Origin of the sequence: Chimaeribacter arupi, from assembly GCF_002858805.1 — a bacterium.
Classification (GTDB): Bacteria; Pseudomonadota; Gammaproteobacteria; order Enterobacterales; family Enterobacteriaceae; genus Chimaeribacter; species Chimaeribacter arupi.
The window spans coordinates 16,562-41,791 of sequence record NZ_PJZI01000041.1 but is presented as its reverse complement, the minus strand read 5'-3'; the positions used below and the strand labels follow the sequence as shown (position 1 = coordinate 41,791).

Annotated in this window: 19 protein-coding genes; 4 read left to right on the top strand and 15 right to left on the bottom strand. The window is 59.8% G+C overall.

The annotated features are described in order from the left end of the window. Together CYR52_RS19475 and idi are read left to right on the top strand one after the other, a co-directional pair. Positions 1-2,188: glycoside hydrolase family 38 C-terminal domain-containing protein (locus CYR52_RS19475; protein WP_101829245.1), on the top strand; the 2,188-nt coding region annotated here is incomplete at its 5' end. Positions 2,189-2,483: 295 nt separating this feature from the next. Then, positions 2,484-3,050, top strand: coding sequence for an isopentenyl-diphosphate Delta-isomerase (gene idi, locus CYR52_RS19470; RefSeq protein ID WP_072929723.1), 567 nt, complete (start codon positions 2,484-2,486; stop codon positions 3,048-3,050). A 105-nt stretch (positions 3,051-3,155) separates the two neighbouring features. Here idi and CYR52_RS22725 read toward each other — a convergent pair whose 3' ends face one another. Beyond that, positions 3,156-3,302, bottom strand: coding sequence for a hypothetical protein (locus CYR52_RS22725; RefSeq protein WP_165698439.1), 147 nt, complete (start codon positions 3,300-3,302; stop codon positions 3,156-3,158). After that, positions 3,271-3,783, bottom strand: a complete 513-nt coding sequence (locus tag CYR52_RS19465; protein ID WP_146001358.1) for a hypothetical protein — start codon at positions 3,781-3,783, stop codon at positions 3,271-3,273. The genes CYR52_RS22725 and CYR52_RS19465 overlap by 32 nt, the downstream gene beginning before the upstream one ends. 372 nt (positions 3,784-4,155) lie before the next feature. Here CYR52_RS19465 and CYR52_RS19460 point away from each other — a divergent pair, with 372 nt between their 5' ends. Further along, positions 4,156-4,608 (top strand): DUF2231 domain-containing protein, encoded by a 453-nt coding sequence (locus tag CYR52_RS19460; RefSeq protein WP_072929718.1) that lies wholly within the window; start codon positions 4,156-4,158, stop codon positions 4,606-4,608. Further along, on the top strand, positions 4,605-5,912 hold the full coding sequence (locus tag CYR52_RS19455) for a PQQ-dependent sugar dehydrogenase (RefSeq protein ID WP_072929716.1): 1,308 nt from the start codon (positions 4,605-4,607) through the stop codon (positions 5,910-5,912). The genes CYR52_RS19460 and CYR52_RS19455 overlap by 4 nt, the downstream gene beginning before the upstream one ends. Positions 5,913-6,269: 357 nt before the next feature. Here CYR52_RS19455 and CYR52_RS19450 read toward each other — a convergent pair whose 3' ends face one another. The 13 genes from CYR52_RS19450 to bcsR all read right to left on the bottom strand — a co-directional run bounded on the left by CYR52_RS19450 (position 6,270) and on the right by bcsR (position 25,183). After that, entirely contained in the window at positions 6,270-7,280 is a 1,011-nt protein-coding gene (locus CYR52_RS19450) for an SIS domain-containing protein (RefSeq protein WP_101829243.1), read from the bottom strand. 24 nt (positions 7,281-7,304) lie between these two features. After that, a complete protein-coding gene (locus CYR52_RS19445) occupies positions 7,305-8,387 on the bottom strand; it encodes an SIS domain-containing protein (RefSeq protein ID WP_072929712.1) in 1,083 nt (360 codons plus the stop codon). 10 nt (positions 8,388-8,397) lie between these two features. Further along, a complete protein-coding gene (locus CYR52_RS19440; RefSeq protein WP_072929710.1) occupies positions 8,398-9,249 on the bottom strand; it encodes a PTS system mannose/fructose/sorbose family transporter subunit IID in 852 nt (283 codons plus the stop codon). Then, a complete protein-coding gene (locus CYR52_RS19435; RefSeq protein WP_101829242.1) occupies positions 9,227-10,003 on the bottom strand; it encodes a PTS mannose/fructose/sorbose/N-acetylgalactosamine transporter subunit IIC in 777 nt (258 codons plus the stop codon). Before CYR52_RS19435 ends, CYR52_RS19440 begins: the two co-directional genes overlap by 23 nt. Positions 10,004-10,018: 15 nt before the next feature. Then, entirely contained in the window at positions 10,019-10,489 is a 471-nt protein-coding gene (locus CYR52_RS19430) for a PTS sugar transporter subunit IIB (RefSeq protein WP_072929706.1), read from the bottom strand. Between the two features lie 13 nt (positions 10,490-10,502). Next, complete coding sequence (locus CYR52_RS19425; protein WP_072930050.1) at positions 10,503-10,922, bottom strand: PTS sugar transporter subunit IIA; 420 nt, start codon at positions 10,920-10,922, stop codon at positions 10,503-10,505. 91 nt (positions 10,923-11,013) lie between these two features. After that, positions 11,014-13,788 (bottom strand): sigma-54-dependent transcriptional regulator, encoded by a 2,775-nt coding sequence (locus CYR52_RS19420; RefSeq protein ID WP_101829241.1) that lies wholly within the window; start codon positions 13,786-13,788, stop codon positions 11,014-11,016. Between the two features lie 1,572 nt (positions 13,789-15,360). Continuing rightward, complete coding sequence (locus CYR52_RS22490) at positions 15,361-15,546, bottom strand: hypothetical protein (protein WP_146001357.1); 186 nt, start codon at positions 15,544-15,546, stop codon at positions 15,361-15,363. 300 nt (positions 15,547-15,846) lie between these two features. Next, positions 15,847-19,350: a cellulose synthase complex outer membrane protein BcsC gene (gene bcsC, locus CYR52_RS19415; RefSeq protein ID WP_101829240.1), complete on the bottom strand. Its 3,504-nt coding sequence runs from the start codon at positions 19,348-19,350 to the stop codon at positions 15,847-15,849. Positions 19,351-19,352: 2 nt separating this feature from the next. After that, positions 19,353-21,608: a cellulose biosynthesis cyclic di-GMP-binding regulatory protein BcsB gene (gene bcsB, locus CYR52_RS19410; protein ID WP_072929700.1), complete on the bottom strand. Its 2,256-nt coding sequence runs from the start codon at positions 21,606-21,608 to the stop codon at positions 19,353-19,355. A gap of 8 nt (positions 21,609-21,616) precedes the next feature. Next, on the bottom strand, positions 21,617-24,241 hold the full coding sequence (gene bcsA / locus CYR52_RS19405; RefSeq protein WP_072929698.1) for a UDP-forming cellulose synthase catalytic subunit: 2,625 nt from the start codon (positions 24,239-24,241) through the stop codon (positions 21,617-21,619). After that, on the bottom strand, positions 24,238-24,960 hold the full coding sequence (bcsQ, locus tag CYR52_RS19400; RefSeq protein WP_101829239.1) for a cellulose biosynthesis protein BcsQ: 723 nt from the start codon (positions 24,958-24,960) through the stop codon (positions 24,238-24,240). Before bcsQ ends, bcsA begins: the two co-directional genes overlap by 4 nt. 1 nt (position 24,961) lies before the next feature. Next, positions 24,962-25,183, bottom strand: coding sequence for a cellulose biosynthesis protein BcsR (bcsR, locus tag CYR52_RS19395; protein ID WP_072929694.1), 222 nt, complete (start codon positions 25,181-25,183; stop codon positions 24,962-24,964). Positions 25,184-25,230: the final 47 nt, after the last annotated feature.

Below are 25,230 nucleotides of genomic sequence, written 5' to 3'. Positions count from 1 at the left end.
CTGGCAAAGCCGGGACGGCAGCGAAGTGGCGGTGCAGGTGCTGCCGCTGGGCTACGCCATCGGCAAATACCTGCCCGCTGATGAAGAGGGCCTGCGCAAACGGCTGGACGACTATTTCACCGTGCTGGAGAACGCCTCGCTCACGCAGGTCATCCTGCTGCCGAACGGCCATGACCAGATGCCGCTCCAGCAGAATATTCACGACGTGCTGGCGACCCTGCGCCGCCTCTACCCCCGGCGCACGTTTGTGATGGGGCGCTTTGAGCCGGTCTTTGAGCGCATCGAGGCGCTGCGGCCACAACTGCCGGTGCTGCGCGGCGAATTCAATGACGGCAAATATATGCGCGTCCACCGGACGATCTCCTCCACGCGCATGGACATCAAACTGGCCCATGCAGCGATAGAGAACAAAATCGTTAACCAGCTTGAGCCGCTGGCAACGATCGCCTGGTCACTGGGGTTCGGCTACCCGCACGGCCTGCTGGAGAAGCTATGGAAAGGCATCCTGAAAAACCATGCCCATGACAGCATCAGTTGCTGTTGCAGTGATCAGGTACACCGGGACGTGATGGCGCGTTTCCAGCGGGCGGAAGACCAGGCAGAAAGCCTGATCCAGTTCACCCTGCGCAAGATTGCCGACAACATGCCCGCGCTGCCCGGCGCACCGGCTGATGCGCTCTGTATGGTCAACCTGATGCCCTTTGAACGCCATGAGGTGATCATGGCCCGTGTGCGCCTGCGCGCCGGCCGTTTTGCGATTACCGATGAGCAGGGCGATCCGGTGCCTTATTTTATCTGCGCCTGCCGGGAAACAGACCCAGGGCTGGTGGACCGGCAGATTGTGCATTACGGCAACTACCGGCCGTTTATGGAGTATGACATCCAGCTGGCGCAGACGCTGCCGCCGATGGGTTACCGCACGCTCTCCATCCACCCCGACGTTGCCGGGGCGGCGCTGCCTGCGCCTTCCCAGGCGGCCGCGCAGCTGGAGAATCCCTATTACCGCATCCGGGTAAACGCCAACGGCACCCTGACGATTCGTGACCGGCTCACCGGTTGCTGTTATGAGCAGGTGCTGGAACTGGAAGAAGGCTCGGATGACGGCGACGAGTATGACTATTCGCCCTCACGGCAGGAGTGGCTGCGTTACTCCACTGAAAGCGCGGTGACCACCGCCATTGAGCACCAGCCGTGGCAGAGCATCGCCCATATCCGGTTGCGGATGGCGGTGCCGGCCACGCTGGCGCAGCGCGCCGAACGCCGGGCTGACGGCTATATTGATGTGCAGTGCCGCGTGACGCTGGCGCACCACAGCCGCCGCATCGACATCGCCATGACGCTGGACAACCAGGCCGATGACCACCGGCTGCGGGTGCTGATCCCGGTGCCGTTCACCAGCCAGACCCTGCTGGCGGACAACCAGTTTGGCTGCATCACCCGGCCGGTCAACGACAGCGCGATGGCTGACTGGGAAGCCGAAGGGTGGAAAGAGGCCCCGGTGCCGGTGTGGCAACTGATGAACTTCGCCGCGCTCACGGACGGCAAGCAGGGGTTGGCCCTGTTCACCGAAGGGCTGCGCGAGGTGGAAGTCATCAGCGATCGCCATAACAACTCCAATCACAATACTCTGGCGCTGACGCTGTTCCGCTCGGTCGGTATGTTGGGCAAGGCATCGTTGCTGTTACGGCCGGGGCGGCCCTCCGGTATCAGCCTGCCGACGCCGGATTCCCAGATGCGCGGGCGGTTGCAGTGTGCGTTCAGTTTGTTCAGCTTCAGTGGTGATCCGCTCGCCGCGGGGGTAATGCAACAGGCGCGCGCCGCCATGACGCCGATCCGCTGTTATAACAAAATCCCCTATGATGCGATGAAACTCAACCCGGCCCCGTTTTGCACCCCACGCCACTACAGCCTGCTGGCGATGGCGGAGAGCGGCCCGGTGCTGAGTGCGCTGAAAAAAGCGGAAGACCGGGAAGAGCTGGTGATCCGGGTCTACAACCCTGATGAGCAGCAGCCGCTCAGCGGGCACCTGACGAGCGCGCACCCGATCACGTACTGGCAGGAAACCGCGATGGACGAGCAGCCGCTGGCAACCCCACCGCAAGCCCCCGGTGACGTCGGCCGGCTGGCGCCTTGCCAGTCGAAAACGTTCAGTTTCCGGTTATCGTCCCCCCGGCATACCCCTGAGTAATCCCTTCTTCAGCCCGCAGTGCGGGCTTTTTCTCTTAGCTTACAGGGGGGGGGCGCGTTTTCCCGCTGACAGCCCGGCTGGTTGGCCCGTGCACCGGCGTTAAAAATCGCTTGTCGTAAAGAGCGGTCGGGGCAGACGTATTTTCTTACGTTTGCTGGTGTTTCGTTTCGGGAAATCGTTTTTGGTTTCGGGAAAAGGTTCGCGCCGGGGATCCCTTTCTCCTATACTTTCTATAGCATTAATCCTAAATTGACCGCGCGTGCTGCCCGTCAGCCGGATGCCAGAAAGGTGAGTAATGAATAATCGTGCAACGGAACATGTGGTTTTGCTGGATGCCAACCATCAACACATTGGGATCATGGATAAATCGCAGGTTCACACCGCGCATACCCCACTGCATCTGGCGTTTTCCTGCTACATCTTCAACGCCGAAGGCAAGCTGCTGATCACCCGCCGGGCCATCAATAAAGTGGCATGGCCAGGGGTCTGGACCAATTCCGTCTGCGGCCACCCACAATTAGGGGAGAGCATGGAAGCGGCGGTAAACCGGCGCTGCCTGTATGAGATAGGGTTGCAGGTGGAGGAGGTGACGTTAATCACTGATAACTTCCAGTACTGCGCCACTGACGCCTCCGGCATTGTGGAGAACGAGTATTGCCCGATTTTCCGTGCCTATACCGACAGCACCCCCACGCCGCGCCACAGTGAAGTGATGGACTACCAGTGGGTGACGCTGGAGTCGCTCTATGAAGGGGCCGCCGCCGTCCCCTGGGCCTTCAGCCCCTGGATGGTGAAACAGCTGGCGGTGCTGCGCTCGCTGAATGCGTTTACCCTGCCGAGGCAACCGGCGCACAGTGTATGAGGGGCGGGCGGCTGCTTAGCCGCGTGGCGGCCGCTTTCCAGAGTACGCAAAAGGCTTGTGTGCGCAAAAAGGTATCCCAACAAATCGCTTTTTGCGCCACCCGCATCACAAAGGTTTAATCACAACGTTGCCCTGGCGTTCAGCCTCCGCTTTCGCTGCCATAAAGCGTTTTACCATCGCGGCTTTCCCCGCGCGAATGGCCTGATAATCGATTTTTTCCTCAGGCTGGGCTGCCCGGCGTCCATATCGCATAAGATGCTCCTTTGATGAAACAGATAAGGTTGTGTCGTTCTGAAAATTTTCTAAGGTAACGCGTATAAATTGCGTTAAGTTGCTCATTTTCTCCGACAAAATACAGAAGATGGATTCTCTCATTTTTTGCTATCGTAAACATGATATCAATCAAGGTACTGTATAAATAATGAAGCTCACGCAAAGATAATGCAGGTGCATCCTCAGGCCTTTTAAACAGGTTGTGCGGGTTCTGTTTCTCCTGTTTGTGATCATAAAAACTGACCACCCGCACCGACTGAGTATACAAATCAGTGCCCAGCATATGATGCATTGATTCCGCCGCCACAGGGTCAAGACTGGGGGAGCAGAAGATCAAGCGGAATTGCCGTTCTTGCCGCGGGTTCCTGTTCCAACAAAATGCAATATCGAGGTAGCTTCCCCCTTCAAAAAGAACCAGCCTGTTATTTATTATCCTGTGTGCATACATAAAAACTTTCATCCTTAAGCCCAGCATCCTTAAGCCCGGTATCCTGCCCAGATCAATCCTCCGGCAGGGCAGCCCGGAGTCTACGCCGCCGCCGCACAGCCTTAATGACAATCCTGTGACAGCGTCACGTTTTGCGTACTGTTTTCCATTGTGATGGGGCCTTTTTCACCGGTTTTCGGCGGCAGGGCTGTCTCTGGGCCCATCAATCACCTGATCTCCCTGGCATTTCTGGTTTTTCCTCTATAGTTAATGGCGGTGCCGGTGAATTCCCCCCGTGCGCCCGGCTTTTCTGCTTGTTGTGATCCACGGTGTCAGTATCACCTACTGAGTGTGAACGACTGGGATTGGCCAGACCGGCTATCCCCTTTGATAAGGAGTTTATGAATGGCCTCCACCGGCAGCACACCCCGCCGCTCTGCGCCCGCTGTGGCGCTGTATGAGTTGCTTAACCCGCTTCCATTCGGCTTTTTCACCGCCGCCTGGATTTTCGATATTATTTACGCCACCACCTATGACCTTTTCTGGACGCACGCGGCCAGCTGGCTGATTGTGCTGGGGCTGCTGCTCGCCATCATCCCGCGGCTGATTAATCTGGTGCAGGTGTGGGTCGGCCATGCCTACCCGCAAAGCTCGCCGGTGAAAGTGCACTTCTGGGCCAATGCGCTGGCGGTGGTGCTGGCGATTGTGAACGCCTTTATCCATAGCCGCGACGCCTACGCCGTGGTGCCGGAAGGGGTGATCCTCTCCACGCTGGTGGTGCTGCTGCTGGCGTTTGCCAACCTGCAACTGGCCCTGCGTACCCACGGAACCGCGAAGATTCAAGGAGTCACACGATGAGCAACCTGCGAACGCTTTCCCTTCTGGCGCTTTCGGTGATCCTGGCCGGCTGTGATGACGGCGGCACCCTTGACCCGAACAAACAGGTCGGCCCCGACCCGCAATTGCCGGAAGCGAAAAACTTCCTGCTGCCGCCGATGCAGGTGCCGAGCGGCGTGTCCTGGAAAGCGGGGGAAACCCCGAAAGTGCCCGCCGGGCTGAAGATTGAACGGGTGGCTGAGGGGCTGATGCACCCGCGCCAGCTCTATGTGCTGCCGAATAATGATGTGCTGGTGGTCGAGGCCAACGGCCCGTCGAAAACGCCGAACCGGCCGAAGCAGCTGATCATGGGGGTGGTGCAGCAGTCCTCCGGCAAGGGCGGGCCGGGCGGCAACCGCATCACGCTGCTGCGCAATAACAACGGGACCTGGGAGAAGCATATTTTCCTGGAGCATCTTTACTCGCCGTTTGGCGTGCAGTTGATTGGTAACACGCTGTATGTCGCCAATGCTGACGCCATCAGGAAATACCCCTATACGCCCGGCGCGACCCAGATCACCGATCCGGGCGAAGAGCTGGCGGATCTGCCCGGCGGGCCGATTAACCACCACTGGACCAAAGCGCTGCTGGCCAGCCCCGACGGCACCAAGCTCTATGCCGGGATCGGCTCCAACAGTAACATCACCGAGAACGGCCTCGGCAATGAGTACCGCCGCGCCGCCGTGCTGGAGGTGGACGTCGCCAGCGGGGCGAGCCGCATCTACGCCAGCGGCCTGCGTAACCCCACCGGTTTGCAGTGGGAACCGCAGACCGGCAAGTTATGGGCGATTGTCAACGAGCGTGATGAGATCGGGGCCGATCTGGTGCCGGACTACATGACCTCGGTGCAGGAGGGCGGTTTCTACGGCTGGCCGTACAGCTATTTCGGCCAGCACATTGACCAGCGCGTCCGCCCGCAGCGGCCGGATCTGGTCGAGAAGGCGATTAAGCCGGATTACGCCCTCAGCTCCCACGTGGCACCGCTCGGCCTGCTGTTCTATACCGGCACCAACCTGCCGGCGGAGTACCGCGGCGGGGCGTTTGTCAGTGAGCACGGCAGCTGGAACCGCAAACCGCTGAACGGTTACCGCGTCTCGTGGGTGGCATTCCGTGACGGCAAACCGGTAGGTGAACCAAAACCCGTGGTCACCGGCTTCCTGACGGATGACCAGAAAGAAGTGCGCGGCCTGCCGGTCGGGCTGGCGCAAGACCAGCAGGGCGGCCTGCTGATCGCCGATGATGCCGGTAACATCGTCTGGCGCGTCTCAGCGGCAGGGACGCCGTAACCTGAACAGCACCGGCTTACCCGGTCGGTGCTGTCTCTTCCTGGCGGCGTGGTTGCCGCCATCACCCTGATCCGTTCTCACTGCCGGGCATTCTCCCTGATAAATGCCCGCTTTTTCTGTGACAACGTCACGCAACGCTGGTTTTTATGTTCGCTTAGCGGGCTGCGAAAGCAGGATTAAGTGACAGTGTCACCCATCACCCAGCGGCATAATGCTTTATAAGTGTCTGAATGTCAGGCAGAGAAGGGGATTTCCCTGGAGAGGCGGTGATCACCAAGGGGTAACCGACGGGATACGACGGGATAAGGTGCGCAGGGCAAAGAAAAACCAGGGGCAACAGCGCCCCCGGTAAAAGGATTAATACTCAAACTGGCGGTAATAACGGCGGATATCCAGGCTGTGGCCGGTCTGGTGCTCAAAGTGGGCTGCCAGCCGGTCTACCAGCAGCGTCGACACCAGGCAGGGCGCCATCAACCGGCGGAACGCCTGATCGATGCCTTCCAGCGCATAATCGCGCGGGTCGATCACCACCGGCTGTACGCCGATCTTCTCTGCGAAGCGTTCAACCCGATCATCCAGCGCCCGGCATGGCCCTTCGCCCTTCACCAGAAACAGCGGCGTCCCCTTTTCCAGCAACTCCAGCGTACCGTGGAAGAACTCCGCTGAACTCACCGCCTTGGTACGCTTCCACTGCATCTCCTCAAGAATACACATGGAGAACAGATAGACTTCCCCCCACATTTCCCCGCCGCCGACCCACATCATGTAGTCCGCCTGATGGTAACGACGGGCGATTTCTGCTGCCCGGCCATCAAATTGGCGTTTGGCCCGCAACAGATTATCCGGCAGCACCTCCAGCTGGTCGGCAAACTGCGCGTACGCGTCAAAATCGCCGTGCCGGGAAAGCAGGCGGAAGAAAAGCCAGAACAGCAGCATATACTCAAATTCCACGCCGTTTTTATGGCGCATCGGGATATGCCAGGTCGCGGCCTGTGCCAGCGGGGAATTCTCCTCACGGGTAATCGCCACCACCCGGATGCCCTGTTCACGGCACCAGCGGGCTATCTCCACCGACTCCTGGGTATCGCCCGATTTTGACAGCGTAATCACCACCGAATCAGGGGTGAGCTTTTTATTGCCTTTCGCAATCAGCTCCGCCGCCTGTTCGGTAAACACCGGCAGGCTGGTCATCTCCTTGGCAAACTCCTGAATCGCCATCATCGGGGCCAGCGAGCCGCCCACAGAGGCAAAAAAGAGGTTGCTGAACCCGGCAGTGTGGATCGCGTCAGCGACCTGTTCCGCCGTCCGGCGCGCAGCAATGATCTCACGGGCACTGGTCAGGTACTCGTCTTGGTTAAACCCTAACATGATGTATCTCTCCTGAAGGTGGACTTAGATTTTGCTCTTTAACACCCGGTCAAAGTCATCAAAAATACGGAGGCTGAGATCCACCCCGCGCAGGGCGGCGAGATGGAAAGAGAGTAACTGGAACGGCACAACCAACAGCAGCGGGGAAAGCGGGTGGCTGAGCGGCACCCCCAGCGACAATACGGTGTCAGACGCGTCATCATCATCCAGCGTTATCGTGAACACCTGGCTGACATGGGGCTGCATGTAATCGCGCAACGCCCGTAACCGGCTATTGTGCGTATCCTCAATAAAGAACAGCAGGTGCGAGGGGTTCGCCTCCAGGTAGGGGCCATGCATATAGGCTTCCAGCTCAACCCCGCTGGCGGGCAGCCGCACGGTTTCGGTGAATTTGGTTTCCGCCTCCCGCGCAACGCCGACCAGCGCGCCATAGCCAATCGCCACATAGCGCGACGCGGCCTGCCAGGCACGGTGGTGACGCCGGATAAAGGCTTCACTTTTTTCAATCACTCCCGGCAGCGCCTGAGCCAGATCCTGCAGCACCCGGCGCTCAGCCTGCGCCGCCGTGGGGCTGATTACCCCCTGATGTCCGGCAATCAGCAGGGCGATCAACAGCAGGTTCAGCACGGTGGCGCTGAACCCCCTGGTCACAAACCCGACGCGCTCAATGCCGGTATTAAGGTCAAGCACCCCGTCAGCGGCCTGCGCGGCCGGGCTGGTGGGATCTGACGTCAGGCAGAACACCGGGATGCCCGCCGCCTGCACCTTTTGCATCGCGGCCAGCGTCGAGGCGCTTTTGCCGCTCTGGGATATCGCCAGCACCAGTGAGGTGGACGGGTTAACCCGTTCATAGTGGGTGAAGTGGTACGGCTCTTTAATCTCAACCAGAATGCCGAAGGTATCCTCAAAATAGCAGCGGGCGCACAGTGCGGCGTTATAGGAGGAGCCGGTGGCCAGCATCATGACGCTGTTTATCTGCCGCCCGCGCAGGTGCTCAGTTAACGGCAGCAGGGTATGCGCGTATTCCCGGACGATTTTCGCCAGCGCGTTGGGTTCGTCATAGATATAGGTCAGCATGGTCGGGGTGTTCAGCAAAGATGTGCTCATGATATTTCCCTCAAAGGATGCCCAGCCAGGAACCGGCGATACCCACGACGGCCATGCCGCCCAAAATCGCTAAAGGTTTCACCTTCTTCCCCAAAAGCCAGTAAACCAGGCCAAAACTCAGCAACGGCAGCAGGCAGGGCATCACCTCATTGATGATCGACTGCACCTGGGTTTTGGCGTCACCACTGCCGAAGGCCAGCGGGATGGTAATGTCGATCATCGAGGCCGTCATGCCGCCGACCACCATCAGCCCGATGATGGCGGCCCCGAACGTCAGGCTCTCCATCATCCCGCTCTGTTGCACCCGTTGCAGTACCCCGGTGCCCAGCACATAGCCCCAGCGCGTAAAGAGGTAACGCAGCGCAATATGCGGCACGTTAAACACCAGCAGGAACAGCAACGGCCCCAGGAGACTGCCTTTCAGCGCCAGGCTGGTGCCTATCCCGGTGGCAATCAGGCGCAGGGTGCCCCAGAAGAACGAATCCCCCAGCCCGGCCAACGGCCCCATCAGCGACGCTTTGACGCTGTCGACCGAGGCGGCATCCATGTCCCGCTGGTGGCTGTTCTTCTCTTCCATCGCCGCGGTGATGCCGAGGATCAGGGTGACGATGTGCGGTGTGGTATTAAAGAACACCAGGTGCCGCTTCAGCGCCCCGGCCAGATCCTCTTTGCGCGGGTAGAGCTTTTTCAGCACCGGGATCAGCGCATAGACAAACGCCAGGTTCATCTGCCGTTCATAGTTCCAGGAAAACTCCATCTGGAACGAGCGCCAGAATACGCGGCGCAGCTCTTTCGCCGACAGCGCCTGGTGCGGCTCAACGGTTTCAACCGCCTGCTCTTCAGAAATCATCTTCATTGTCATGCCCGGCTCCTTGTACCGTTGCGGTGCGTGGGTTCAGACGGGTCATGTTCACCATGATCACGGCGATAATCGCGCCGAGGATGGCAATGCCCGTCACGGGGATTTTCAGGTAGGCCATCAGGACAAAGCCCAGGAAGAAGTAGGGCGCAACCTGTTTCGTGATAAGCAGCCGCGCCAGCATGGCGAAGCCCAGTGCCGGGATAATGCCGGTAGCGACACTCAGCCCATGTTTGATGAACGCCGGGATCGCCTCCAGCAGCGATTTCACCGCATCACTGCCCACCATGAAGGAGAAGGTGACCACCGCCGCCAGCATCAGCGACATGCCGAACCCGGCCACCAGGTGCATCCGTTCAATGCCGCGCGTATCCGCTTGTGCGGCATAGGCATCCGCCCGTTGGTTCAGCAGCGGGATAAACAGCCCGAGATAGATATTTTTCAGCACCAGCGTCAGCGTGGCGATCGGCAACCCCAGCAGCAGGGCCGTTTCAGTGCCGGCGCCGGAGGTAATGGCAAACGCCACCCCCAGAATGCCGCCGGTCACCACGTCCGGCGGGATCGACGCCCCGACAGAGAATGACCCGATAAACGCCAGCTCCAGCGTCGCCCCCATGATGATCCCGGTCTGTACATCGCCGAGCACCAGCCCTGTCAGCAGCCCGGTAACCACAGGGCGCGAAATCAGGGAGGTGCCAAGCGCATATTCTGACTGCGCAATAAATGCGACCAGCCCAAGCAACAGTGCCTCTACCATTGTTTCCCCCTGGAATCAGACACACTCGTTAAATAACATTTTCCGGTCATTGGGCACCTGCCGGATTTCCACTTCCGTGCCCGCCTGGATTAATTCATTCAGTTGGGCAATCTCTTCCGGCAATAAATTAATCGCCTTTGAAATTGTCCGGCTTCCTTCCCTGGCTTTTACGCCGCCCAGGTTAATGCTGGTAATATCAGGGAACGCTTTCGCCAGCCGCCAGGCATCCCTGACGGATTCCACCACAATAAACAGGCGGTATTTATCCGTGACGCCGCTTTTTAATGCCTCTGCCGCGTCAGCAATCGTTTTGATCACCAGTTTTACCGACGGGGGTTTGGCCAGCTTAATGGTGGTCTTGCGTAATTCATCATTGGGCACGCTGTCATTGGCGATCAGAATGCAGTCGGCCCCGATATACTGGGTCCATGAAAAAGCGACCTGACCATGTAATAAACGGTGATCGACCCGCAGCAGTGTGATCATGTGGCTCTCCTGGTTAAAAATCCCGGTCAGTTAACTCAACAGAATGAAGGGTTTGGTTGCAGTACTGGATGCTTTCCCGCGCATTGTTCAACGATTCCTCAATTAACGCTGCGGTGTCCCCGCCGGGGGGCGCAATCAACATCTCAATAATCAGGGGTAAATTCATTCCGGCCACTAAATGAACCTGGGGGCGGTGAATAAAGCGGATAAATTCATTATTAATACTGCCGGCGAAAATATCGGTCAGAATGATGACCTCATCCTCCTGGCTAAACGCGTTCATTAACGCATCAATACGCGCGGTGACATCCTCTTCTTCCAGATAGGCGCACAGCGTATGGATATTTGCCTGTTTACCTAAAATAAGTTCGACAGAATGCAATATTCCCTCAGCAAAGCGGCCGTGGCTGGCAAATACATAGTGACGTTTCATCCTGACCTCAACATAGACATGGCTTAACAGCATTATTGCAACCCCCATGCCAGATAAAGTGTCGGCGTGCGGGGCAGGCGGGCACCAGCAGTTAAAACTCCTGATCGTATTGAATAAATTCCGTCGCACTATTGAGAATATCGTGCACGTAATAAAGCTCAGCGTCGGGAATATTGACACTGTAACTGCCCTCAATGACACTAAAGGCCTCCCGCAGCGGAATCAGGTAACGACGTTGACACTGTTCACGGTTCACCGGCCAGGACTGAATCGCCGCCTGGCGGATCAGCCGCTCGATCAGGCAACTGATATGGATATAGAGCGCGACTTTCTTATCATTCGCGATCTGCATCCCGGTCAGGTGCTCATAACGCATAAAGAACTGCTCCACCTGATTAATCACTTTTCCGGTATCCAGAATGGTGACGGACTCAATGACCCGCCGCAGTGAAAAATTCTTAATGATCAGGTTGTTAATCTCAGCGACGCCTTCCGGGTCAACCAAACCACGGAAAATCCCCATCACGATGTCGCCGCCCCGGCCGGCAATCAGCGTCTCCAGCGACAGGTAAGGGATAGCGGGGAGTTGCGGGTCCAGCGTGCCGACGATAGCCAGCACCTCAAAGCGGGAGAAGATCGCGGCCCGCCGGTCGGCATCCGTCAAAACGTCATGCTCATACGCCACGACATCAATCGCCAGCTCTGCCGGGATACTCGCTTTCAGCAGGGTACTCAGGTTGGTGGCGGCCCCGATGCCGGTGGCGCAGGTCGTGATAATCGCCCTGGGCTTATTGCGGCATGGCCAGATGATCTGTTGCTCAATGGGCAGATCGCCCGTGACCTGCGCGGCAATCTCCTCCAGAGGGTCGCCGTGCAGGATACGTTCGCCGACATACAGCGCCATCCGGGTTGAGACATTATTAATGATGGCCACCGGCGTCGTGAGGGCGTGGGTAAAGTAGCGGTGGATGTCGGTCAGCGAGCCCATATCCACCAGGATCATCAGGCTCGCGGCCAGGGGGTTACGTGCCAGATAGGCCATGACTTCCTGGGCGATCGCTTCCGGCGTCACATCCAGCGGCATATCAAATGACTCAAACACATTCTGCTTGAGTAACCGGTTGGCGACGTTGGCGATGCTGCTGGCGGTCGCGTAGCCATGCGCCAGGATCACGGCTTTGGTCACCAGCGCATTGTTCTGTACACCGAGGTTGTTAAGCCACAGGATAAGCATAACCAGATCAACAGGTTGTGTCTGGATATCCAGCCTGCGTGCCACGGCGGCCAGCACCTCCTGCCCGAACAGCGTCAGCAACGGGTATTTCTGCCCCAGCCAGGCCGTGAACTGGCGGCACAATTCAACCTGCGCCGGGGGCGGGACATCATGGGGGCAGTGGGTCAGGTAGTGGGCGAGGGCGTAGATGCCATTGCCGTTGAAGTGGATATGGTAACTTTTCTCCAGCCGGTAGAACTCATCACGCACCTGGCTGGTGGTCAGCAACAGCATCTGGGAGTGGCTGCGGTCACGGTTATCAAATACCAGCCGGTCAAACAGCATGTCGATCTCATGGCCGATACGCTTTTCACACGCCTCCCACCCGGTGTGCCCGGCGCGGTACCCATCAAACTGTGTCAGGATGGTGCGCTGGGTATCGCCGATCAGCAGGGTCAGCGGGTCGTGGTGATGCAGGAGCCAGGGCTGGTGGGTCTCCTGATCCAGCACAATATCCCCGGCGTTGCCGGTAGGCATATCGTTGAGTGCCGGGATGTGCGCCATCAGCGTTTCCGGCAGGTCATGAATCGAGATCCGCAATGCATCCCGGCTGTTCTGTGTGGCGAAGGCGGAGGCCACCGCATATTTCACGCTGTTTTTTAATTCCCCCACATTGCCGCGATAGACATAGTGCGTCATTACTGACAGCAGGCGCGGGCTGAGGCTTAAGCGCCGGGCGACTTTTTTCGCCTCCAGCCAGAAAAATTGCAGGATCAGCCTCTCTTTTTCTTTCCGGCCCCGGCTCTCCAGCGCCGGCAGCACCACCTGGATAGGGATACGGCGTATAAACGTGGTTAAAAAGGTGCTGTGGATCTCTTCGGTGGTGGCAAAAATCAGCCTGACCGAGACGGGATGGCCGCGGGCGGTCTCCCCGACGCGATAGATTTCGCCCCGGTCGAGCCAGGTAAAGAGTTTCTCCTGGCCTTCGGCATGTAACCGGTGTACTTCATCCAAAAATAAGATCCCGCCGTGGGCGGCTTCAAACGCACCCGGTTTGTCGGTGACTGCGCCGGTAAACGCACCTTTTATATACCCGAACAAGTTGCTGGCCAGCAGCTCCGGGTTGTGGGCATATTGTGCACAGTTAAAGGTAATAAAGGGCGCGTCCGGCTCAATCAGTGCCTGGCTGATGGCGTAATGGTGCATCAGCTGCGCGAGGTAACTTTTGCCGGTGCCGCTGTCACCGGTAATCAGCAACGGCAGGCCGCCATCCGGATAGAACAGGGCGGTTTTAAGCTGTTCGATTGGCTTTTTCAACGAGCCGTCATAGCCGATCAGCAGCGCAAAATGGTCATGTACTGCGGGCGGCTGTTGGTTGTCGGCCAGCAGTTCCTCCATACTTGCATACGCCGGTTTCGACAGCGGGTAAAACTGTTGCTCAAACGCCTGGCGGTGCAGGAAGTAAACCGGACGGGTGTTGACCTTAATCAGCAAGCCCTGAGCCACACATTGATTCAGGTAGTGGCTGGCGGTATTGCGTTGCAATCCAAAACGCCGGGCCAGGTAGGCTGCGGTAAACACCTCGCTGCGATCGGCGGGATTAAAGAAATCAGTCTGGTTCATCAGGAAGGTCAGCAGATCATCTTTGCGCATGGCAGTGTCCTTGAGTGAATACGTCACCGGACATCATGCCGTGAAAGCCGGGCCGTCCATGCACTGCGGCCATAAGATTTGGCTTTTTGCGGGCAGGCGCACAAAAGGGAAGGGATGAGGCAGAGCCACCGGGCCAGAGAAAAGTTCAGAACCATGCAGGGGTATGGGGGGACAACAGGCAGCCAGGGAGTAATCAGGTATCCTGATCTAGCGGGAGGCAAATACCTTATTTAACATAATATACATTATGTGAACCTTAGTAACGCTACGGCAGTCCTGGGTGTTTGGCCTTTGCCATCATGGGCTTATCCTGAATCCGGCACGGGTTAACCTGGCTCAGAGGGCAATTTTCAGGATCACACTATGCAGCAATCTTTGCAGCAAACCTCTCAGTGACGTTGTCACGTATTTTGGCATTATTATTTTGATGGCCGGCGTTTCTGGCCACGTGCACTTACAGATCGATGCCCTCAGCGTCACCCTGCATAGCCGAGACGTTCTATACGCTCTAGACCCACTGAGCTTCCAATGTTTCCATGCCGCATCGTATCAGCACCATGCTTTAACATCCTGTCGTTAACCGACTGGTTCAGGTTCTCCAGGATAACCGGCACAGATAATCTCCGGCCGGTTCCCCTGAGGTTTTGCATTAACGCCCGCGACACGTTTTTTTCTTCATTACCTGACGCCGTAACGCAGCCTGCTTTTATCTTGGGCGTCGCCAGTCCATATGCCTGGTGATATCCCGCTAAGTAAAACACCCTGAATGCCGATCGCGCTACGTGAAATCTGCCAATAGGCGGCACCCAAACCCCAGCAGAATTGGCGTAACGCACGCCGAAAAAGCCTGTTTTCAGGCGATGGATGGCGCTGGCCGATAAAAATATGCCGGTATTTCCATCAATCCGCCGCGTTTACGCGCACCCTGCCCGCTTTTTGGGCTGTCAGGCTGTTATAGAGGATGATTTTCTTATTTCAGAGATTGGGCTAATCGGAGGCACTGTCAGATGTGGTAAGTAAATAGAATGTTGTAATTAATAATGGAATGTTAAAATCACCCTGAAGACATGGCTGTGCCCTGATGAAAACGACGTTGCCAGCCTGCCTGGGTGTTGCATCAGAATGACGTCCGTGCGCAACATGAAATTGCTGACCATCAGCTTGCGTCTGGTAGAAAAGATAATTCAGCATGGCCAGGCCTGCGGAAAGCCGTTCAAGCGAAAACCCGGTGGCAGCGAGCGCTGACTAACGCGCTGATCACCTCTTCCCGGCTGAATACCCACCTGATCGGCTAATCTCCCGGAACAAAGGATGCAATGAGGTATTACGTTGCTGCCCCGATCGTGACGTACCCACGATTGGTGCAGGCAACATTCCCTTTCGGTTAAATAATGAAGTAATGCCGTATCGTTCATGATGCCTCCTGATAGACTGCCCGATCATCAGTATGGCTGCATTTTCCATACGACGCATAACAGGATGATAATGCCATGCCCCTGGTATAAGACAGGTGCAAGAAAATGCCCTGTTCAATTGTTTTCCATGCCCTTGATCCTTATCAATGCCCTGATATTACGCCCCCTGAGATAATTCTCGCATCGGTATTACCCGTGCCCTTTTCTTCTGCTCAACACTTAAAGCATCTTGTTTTTCTTTATTAATCCCCTTTTTTATCGCGACAGGGTTATTTATTAGAAGTGCTTTGTTTGTTGTAACTAATTTTGATGCAGCGACATTGATTTCAGCATTAATTACCATGTATTTCAATGGTTTTAGCAAATGGGATTCTTTAGCTGTAGACTCCCTTTCGCTTATCAGCCCGTTCCAAAAATTGAACCAATCCAGGCGATATCAAAGACCGTCCGCGTTTGTTCATTCCTTTTTAGGGCCCGGATTAGTTTATCTTTTTCTCGTCATAGTTATCTCGTCAGGCGCACAATCTTCGCAGAATAAAGCAACGGCAATCAATTTATTTTCCTGCTTACTCAAAAAAGAAAGCAGCCCCGAATTAACAGTGCTGCTTACTTGATTAATTAACCTTGTGGCGATTATTACCTGTTATTTAAAATCCGCATACGGTGTCAAAGGCTGTGGCGGAGTATCCAGATCCCCTTGCCAGCCGCCGACGGAATAACGGAGATAGATCTGGAAATGGCTCGGGGTGTAATCCTCGGCCTGCTGGATATCGACCCCGGCACCCAGCGTCCAGTGGGAAGTGAGCCGCCGCTCAAGCTGGGCCTGCAACGTGTAACCAATGCCGGTACTGCTGCTGCCCTCGCTGACGTCATCCCGGTTGGTGTAGGCGGTGGGAATCAGCCCGCCCAGCGGGTAGCGGCGCTGGCTTTCGGTTTTCGAGCGTGACCACGATACCGACCCGCCCAGCTGCCATGACCAGTTCTCGGTGCGCTGGCGATAGTTCACCGGCACCGCCAGGGAGAAGTATTGCTGCGGGCTGTAGTAACCGCCCTGTCCCAACGAGTAACCGCTGAGATCCTTCTGGTAATGCCATAACATGCTGTTGAGGCCGATGGTGGCGCGGCGGTTGTCCTCGTTAATCAGCTTGTAGTAGTAACCGGCCATCAGGCGTTCACGCTGGTTGTCCTCGACGTTTTTGCCGGTGATCTGGTGGACGCTGAGATCGCTCCAGACGCCGTTTGCCTCGCCCTGATCGTAACTGCCGCTCAGGCTGATGCCGGTCGCGCGTACCCCGCCCCAGGTGGTGCCGGTGTTCGGGTCTTTGGCCCCGGCGAACGCCAGCAGCGAGCTGGAGATCGGGCGGCGGGAGGCGGTGGCCGTCCAGCCAATCTGCCGCCAGTCACCGCTGTAGCTGATGCCGCCCACCCAGTCGACTACCTCGAAGCCCAGTGGCGTGGTGCCGATGTCGGCGTTCCAGCGGTCGTTACGCCAGCCCGCGGCAATGCTTGCGCCGCTGGCGGTCTGGCTTCTGTCCGTGGTACAGGCGACGCTGGAACAGGTCCCGAAATCTTCGCTGTAACTGCCGTCGCTGGTCTCAAAGGTGCCGGCATCAATGTGCACATAGTCGCTGCGTAAAAACGCGTGGCCGTCATAGAGCGGCATATCAGCCTGCGCCATGGTGGTGTTGGCGCTGAAATCGGAATACCCCGGCGTGCCGCTGGAGGCGGAGTTGTCATGGTCGAGGGTAAAGGTGACGTCCTGCTGGCGGTATGCGTCTGCTGCATCGGCACGGATGCCGCGTTTCAGCCAGTCATCCGTGGCCTGGTTGCGCGTCAGCCGGGTGTAGCTGTCATTGTCTTGCGGCACCGCGGGCGTTATCCCGCTGGCGACCATTGCCAGCCCGTAATCCTCGCGCGCCAGTGCATACTGCCCCTGCTGCTGTTCAATACGGGCGCTGTCCCGGAAGATCAGCGCCGGGGTCAGCCCCGGCTCCGCCTGCCGGGCAGCCGGTTTGAGCGCCGTCAGCAGCCGGGCGGCACGTTGCGGCTCGCCCACGGCCTGCCAGGCAGTGGCGATGCGGCGCTGCTGGTTAAGGGTCAGGGTGTCTGCCGGGCGGCTCTCCAGCTGCTGTAGCTGGGTACGCGCCGTGACGTTGTCACCTTGCGCCACCGCCACATCCGTCAGCCCCAGTTGCGCATCCAGATTGGCAGGGTCAGCGGTAAGCACCGCCTGATAGCCCTGGCGGGCAGCCGCGTAGTCCCCATCTTCCAGCGCCCAGTCAGCCAGCGTGAGGTCAATGGCGGTCTGGCGCGGCTGGCTGCGTAACAGGGCTTCGGCCGCCGCCCGGTTGCCTGCGGCACGCAGTGCCAGGGCGCGATCCAGCGTCTGTTGCTGTTGCAGCCGCTGTTCAAGCTCCTTCATGTTCTGTGACCACTGGGCGCGCGGCAGGCGGTTGAGGGTCGCCAGCGCCTGTGCATCCTGATCCTGGCCGGAGAGATAGAGCGCGTACGCGTAGTTTTGCTGTTCGCCGGGCGGATGGGCAGCCATGAAATCACGGAACAGCCGGTCCGCCTCCGCACCCTGCCCGATCTGCCGCAGCGCCCCGGCCTGCCGGTACGCCAGCCAGACGTCATCCGGCGCGTAACGCCGGGCTTCACCATACGCGGCAGCCGCCTCACGCCACTGCTGTTGCTGGCTGAACTGATCGGCCTTCGCGCTCAGTATATCGCCCTGCAACCGGTTGAGGGTGTCGGCCAGCGGTTTGCGCTGCGCCGCCGACAGGCCATTGATAAACGCCAGCGCCTTCTCCGGGGACTGTTGCAGGTAAACGTTGGTCAGCCCGCGCACCGCGCCTTCATTGGCCGGGTCAATGCGCCGCGCCTGCTGGTAATAGCGCTCTGCGGCGGCCGGATCGTTGCGGGCCAGCGCGGCATCACCCAGCCCCAGCGTGGCATAAGGGTCCTCTTTCTCCAGCGGCACCGCCTGCTGGTAGGCGCGCTCCGCCCCGGCGATGTCTTTCGCCTGTAACGCCTTGTCGCCCTGCTCAATCAGCAACCAGTAACGGTTGGAATTAATCAGGCTGATCCATTTGTCGCCTTCGAACCCGTTGTTATCGACTTTTTGCGCCTGCTCAAACAGCGTGATCGCCCGCGCCCGGTCGCCGGATCGCGCATAGGCGATGCCGAGCGCGCCCAGCACATCCGGGTCGTCCGGTGAGGCGCGTAACGCCTGTTGCAGCGCCGCAATCGCCTCTTTGCCGCTGCCGCCCTCCACCTGTGCCAGCCCGCGCAGCCGCGCCTGATAGTTGGGGTCAGCCAGCATGGCCTGTTGCCGCGCCCGCTCCTGCTGCCCGGCGGTGGCCGGTGCGCCGCTGTCAAACACCGTGAGGTAGCGGTCCAGCGCGGCCAGGCTCTGGGGCGTCACGGTCTGCTGTTTTATACGGGCCAGCCAAAGTTCCCCGGCGGCGTCACGCCCGGTGGCATCCTGCGCCGCCTTCTGCAACATCGCATAGCCTTCGTCCTCCTGGTTCTGGCTGAACAGCATCTGCGCCAGCGCCAGCCGTAACTGGCTGTTGCCGGGGGTCTGTTGGTCCAGTGCCTGCAACGCCCGGATCGCCTCCGGGGCCTGTTGCGGCAGCCGGGCGACCAGCCGCCAGTACTCCACCGCCAGATCGATGCCCGGCGGCGGCCCGTTAAAGGCGGCGTCATAGGCGGCGCGCGCCTCAACCAGCCTGCCCGCGGTCGCCAGCAACCGCGCCTGTTGCAGCTGCTGGCGGCCCGTTGGTTGGGTCAGCGCCACCAGTACCGCAGACTGCCGGGTGATCGCCGCATCCGGGGCGATCTGTTGTAATTTGGTGAGCTGCTGTTGCGCCTGCGGGACATTGCCCTGGCGCAGCGCCAGCCGCAGGTGCGCGGCGATCACCTGCGGGTTGTTGGGGCTCATCAGCTCCAGCCGGTGCAGGGACTGCTGCACCAGGGCGTCCTGGAAGGTCGCCTCGCCCAGCCGTACCTGCTCCAGCAGCCAGGTTTCGGGGGAAACGGCCCCGGCCGCCGGCGGCGCAACGGCCTGCTCCACCGCCTGGGCCAGCGGCATCAGCGTCAGGCTCAGGGCCAGCGGCAAAACCGGCCGCAGAAAAGAAGTCCGCATGGTTAATCCTCAGAGATCACGCGACGGCGGCTCAGCAGGCGCAGCGCACGCCACAGCAGCAATGCCACCAGCACCACCAGCACCGCGGCCATCACGGCCAGCCAGCCCGGATGGGTGGCCAGCATGTTCCAGGCCTGTTCCCACCACGGCAGGTGGCCGACGAAATAAACATCGCCGACCCGCAGGCTGTTGACCCCGGAGGCGCGCACCACGGCCACCGAGCCGCTTACCGCCGCGCGTTTGCCGCTGTCCTGCAAGGCGTCATTCATCAGGCTTTGCCCGGCGGTGGAATCTGCCAGGAGTGCCACAATGCTGCGTTGCTCATGGTAAGGCGACTGCACGCCCACCAGCGCGGCCACAGGGTCAGCGGCGCTGATGGTGGTACGGCTGTCGGGCTGGGCATCGGCATCCGGCCCGCTGTTATCCGGCAGCGGCGATTGCCGTTTCGGTTGTGTCACCGCGCCTTGTGTAGCGTCCATCAGCAGGCTCATCGACTTGTCGCTGCGCAGGTCGGCAGGCAGTGCGCCAATCATCAGGATATCGGCATCCGCCTGTTTCGCTTTCGCCCAGTCATCGCTGATGGTTACCCCCAGTGCCGGGTAACCGGTCTGTGAACCGATGCGCCCGAGGGTATCGAGCAGCGCCGTCAGCTGTGCCGGTTGCGGTTGCGGCGTCACCAGCACCAGCGTCTGCGAGAGGTCGGCCAGCCGGCTGAACGGGAAACCGGCATTGATAAAGGCGCGCAGATCCGGCATGGCCATAAAGTGGCGGTAGCCGGAGAAGTCGATGGTAGAGCTGTCGTCGACCACCACATGGTTATTGACGCTGGTAAAGGTCTCACAGCGGTCGGTACGGCTGCTGGAAATCAGCGAGGTGTATTCGAAGTCAAAGCGCATCTGGTTCAGCGCGCCGAGCTTCAGCGCCGGGATAGAGACTTTCTGCCCCGCTTCTGACAGGCCAAGCAGCGGCAGGCGCAGCAGTTGTGTACTGTCACGGGTGCCGGTTTGCAGGGTGAAGGCGCGCACAAACTGGTTATTCAGGTGGACGCTCAACCGGGAGGTGTTCGCCAGCTCCGGCGGCGTATAGCGGTATTTCAGCTGCATGGTGATACCGGAGCTGCGGATCAGGAACAGATCCGGCGGCAGGTTCAGGCTGAGCGCAATCGGGTAAGGCTGGATACCGTCGGCCTGGAGCTGTTCCGGATAGGTTTTCAGTTCGCCCAGGGTCATCGGCCGGTCGGTACGTACCCAGAACGGCGCGTCGTACGGCTGGCGCGGCGCGAGTTGCTCGACTTTATTCACCGCCACCTGTTGCCCGCGGAACAACACATTCCCCTGGGCGATGCCGGTCACGGCCTGCACCAGGTCCTGATCGTTACGCCCCATCACCACCAGCAGCTTCACATAGGGGTTATCGGGGTGCGACATCATCTGTACCGTCGGCCCGGTGACCGGCGGCAGTGCGCGCAGGAAATCGGGGCGTTGGTCATTGGTGGCGAACACCACCGCATGGCTCTCCGGCAGTTGGTTGTAGAGCACCGGGAAATGCTGTCCGCGCCATTGTGCGCGGGTACCGAACCAGGACGCGAGTTTCGCCGCGGCCTGTTGCATCCCGAGGCCGGGCTGGGCGGCAAACACCATCGGCAGGGTCAGCGGCTGGTTATCCCGCGCGTCGAAGAACGGCTCCGGGAAATGGGAGAGATCGTTATCCACCGGCAGTTTCTGGTAACGCAGATCCAGCGAGCTGCCTTTCCCGATGTCCACCCACAGGGTGCTGTTGGACGGGTTCTCACACATACGCTGATAATGGCCGATAAACACCAGCCGCAGCCGGTTGAAATCGGTGATATAGCGCGGGTCGATCGGCAACTGGGCCTGGTTGGGTTTACCCAGCTGATCGGCACCGATGGCGACCACCCCCATCAGCTGGTCATTCAGGTAGACCTTCAGCTGGGACTCCACCGGGATCAGGGACGGTGACGGCGTAAACTGGAGGTTCAGGGTCGCCTGGGTCACCACCTCATCACTGCGTACCCCGAATTCAATCTGCCCTTCCGGGGCGATACCGCGCAGTACAAAGGCACCGGGCGGCGGCGCGAGTTGCGGGAAAGCGATCTGCCTGTCACGTACCGGGGCCGGGGCGCTGCCGGTCTCCGGGGTTACCGTCTCCGGGGAGGCGGCCAGGGGCGTTACCGGAAGCCGGGCCATCGCATTCAGGCTGAACAGGGCGGCAATAAAACAGGTCAATAGTCTCATCATGGGTGTCATCATCTTGGTGAGTTCGCTGCCCGTTGCGCCCCATGCGCCACGGGTAGAGCCGATACGCCGCGGGGAACCAGTGACAGCACCCCAGCGAAAAGAGAAGTAAAGAGTTGCACCACCGGGCGGATAAACGCCGGCAGGTGTTCCGCCATCCGCAGATAGCCACGGATGCCGAGCGCCATCACCTCCCGCAAACTGGCCAGCGGCCGGTCTTCGGGGAAGCTGTCGCCCTGGATAACCCAGGTATCGGCGCGGGCAAAGGTGCACTGCACAAAATCGATCTGTTGCTGCACGGTGAGGTTATCGGTGTGCATCCCCAGCCGGTTGCCGAACTGGCGGGTGATCACACAGGGGAAGATGAACTCCTGGTCGCCGCGCCGCAGCAGCAGGTGAATACTCTCCCCCCGGCGGAAGTGCTCGGCGGCATCGTCCACCTCCACCCCCACGCCGCCGTCGGAGTAATCACGCAGCGTACAGGGGAACATATGGCCGTCCGGGCGCATCAGCGCGGCCGGCAGCGTGATCTCGACGCGGTGTGCCTGCCGTACCTGTTTCGCCTCAAACGCCACTGCCGTGGCACCGCCGAGGATAATCATGTTGTAGATAACCCAGGCCACGCTCACCAGCACGGTGAAGCGCTCATCCGGCAGCCCCCAGACGAACCGCCAGACCGCAAAAATAAGGCCGGCGAGGTTCAGCAGCATCAGCACCCGGTAAGGCTGGGAGATTTTCCAGTCCACATAGGACTCTTCCACCAGCCCGCCCTTGGCCGTCACGTCAAACACCCCGCCATGCGGGCGGAACAGCGCCACGGTGGTGGGCCGGGCGATATACCAGGCCAGCACCGTCTCGTAGATCTCACTCCAGAACGAATGGCGGAACTTGCCCTGGATGCGTGAGTTGGTGAGGCTGGCATGTACCATATGCGGGAACACATAGAGCACAATCGCCAGCGCCGGGGCGTAGATGATGTAAGCGTGGAACAGCAGGAACGCCAGCGGGGCCAGCAGGAAGATAAGCCTCGGCACCCCGGCGAGGAAGTGCATCATGGCGTTGACATAGCAGAGCCGCTGCGAGAGCTTCAGCCCTTTGCCGAACAGCGGGTTATCGAGCCGGAAGATCTGCACCATGCCGCGCGCCCAGCGGATGCGCTGGCGGATATGTGACGACAGGCTCTCTGTTGCCAGCCCGGCCGCCTGCGGGATGCGGATATAGGCGGAGGTGTAACCGTGGCGGTGCATCCGCAGCGACGTGTGCGCATCCTCGGTGACCGTCTCCACTGCGATGCCGCCAATCTCATTCAGCACATTCCGGCGGATAACCGCACAGGAGCCGCAGAAGAAGGTGGCGTCCCACAGGTCATTCCCATCCTGTACCAGCCCATAGAACAGCGCCCCTTCATTGGGGGCCTGGCGGAAGCGGCCGAGGTTGCGCTCAAACGGGTCGGGCGAGAAGAAATGGTGCGGCGTCTGGACGATGCTGAGCTTCTTGTCCTTGAAGAACCAGCCCACGGTCATTTGCAGGAAGGAGCGTGTCGGCACGTGGTCACAGTCAAAGATCGCCACCAGGTCGCCGGTGGCCTGTTTCAGCGCGTTATTGATGTTCCCCGCCTTGGCGTGCTCATGGGTAGGCCGGGCGACATAACGCACGCCAATCTCTTCGGCAAAGGCGCGGAACGCCGGGCGGTTGCCGTCATCCAGCAGCCAGACCTCCAGCTTGTCTTTGGGCCAGTCCATCCCCAGCGCGGCATACAGGGTGGATCGCACCACGCTGAGGTCTTCGTTATAGGTCGGCACCATCACATCCACATGCGGCCAGGTGCTGATGTCCTCCGGCATCGGGGCCGGTTTGCGGTTCAGCGGCCAGATGGTCTGGAAGTAGCCGAGCACCAGCACCACCCAGGCGTAGGTTTCCGCCACCAGCAGCGTCAGGCCGAAGATCAGGCTCAGGGAATCATCCCAGTTCAGCGTCTGGGTATAGCGCCACCAGAGGTAACGGCAGGAGATGGTCAGCGACAGCACGATCAGCATCAAAGTCGGCAGGCGGCCGGGAATGTTGCGCACCAGCATCGCGATGCCCCACAGCAGCAGCACAAAGGTGAACTGGGCAAACAGGCCGAACGGCTGGGAGATACAGAACCACGCCAGCACCAGTGCCAGCGCACAGGTGATGCCATACAGCACCCGCCGCAGCAGGGGCGGCATCCGCCCGACCTGCCGCTGCGCCTTTCTGGCCAGCCGCCCGGCCCCGATCTGCGCCGGCAACTGGTTGAGCCGCTCAATCATCCGTTGCCGCCAGCGGGTGTAGATTGGCACCAGCCGCCGTTCACGCGGGGTGCGTACCTGCCGCCCCGGCAGCGTCAGCAACAGCCAGCCCGCCTGCAACAGATAGCGCAGGCCATCCAGCAGTTGCGGCTTATGCGGCGCAATATGCGGGAACCAGTGGCGCGGGTGGGCGCGTACCGGCTGCCACACCGGGGATTCCAGCTTCAGCACCAGCCAGGCCAGCGCCACCCAGAGCGTCATCAGCGCGCTGGCCGCGACCCCGGCCCGGTGGCGGCGGTAATCCTGGTAACGGGCGCGCAGCGCCGCCATCACCGGCGGCATCAGGAACAGCCGTAACGGGTTCATGCCGCGCCCCCTTTCAGGTTGATCAGGCACCAGTTGGCCAGCACCGTCATCTCTTTGGCGGCCAGGCTGTGTGAACGGTATTCCCCTACCGGCTGCTTGGCGGCCAGCGCCTCGTTGACCGCCTCATCGCGGTGTACCACAAACGGCAGCAGCCCCGGCAGGCTCTGCTGCCAGAGCAGCAAAATATCCTGCTGGAGCTGGCTGGCCGGGGTGAACTGGTTGACCAGCAGCGCGCTGTGGGCCGGGGTGGGCTGCTGGTGCAGGCGGGCATGGCAATTGCCCTCGGCGGTGACCACCCGCAACAGCCGGTCAGCCTGCGCCAGCGCCTGCAACGCAAGCGGGCTTTCCTGCCCGGCGGGCAGGTCGAGCAGCACCCACTGGTAGTGCCCGGCGCGGCAGAGCGCAGCGACGTCCGGCACGTGCGCCGGCAATGGCCCCGGCGGCACCCGGCCAAACGGCAGCAGGTCGAGCGGTGCAGCGCCCTGCTGGCCGCTGTAGCGCAGGGCGGCGTTCTGCCACGGCTGATTGTTGTGCAACGCCTGTGCCCAGCCACGGCCATCGGTAAACGGCATATTGAAATGCAGGCGCAACAGGTTATCCGGCGAGAGGTCAACCACCAGCACCGACTCCGCCAGCTGATGCAGCGCCCAGGCCAGCCCGGCCGTCACGGCACTGCCGCCGGCACCGCCCCGTACCCCCTGAATGGCAATCACCGGCATCTCAGACAGGCTCCCCATCACCGGCAGGCGGCATGGCTGGGTCGGGTTGCACGCTCAATTCACCCAGCAGCGGCCAGCGGGCCAATAATGCCGGGATACGTGATGCACGGGAAATATCGACATAACGGAATGCGGGGATCTCAAATGTCTTTCGCAGCACATAAAAATCATCACTAATAGCCGGGGCGTCCGGCTGAAACGTAAGCTGATGTTTATTATCCATACCTGTTACCTTAAACGGGACAACACGCCAGACGGCGCTAAAAAACC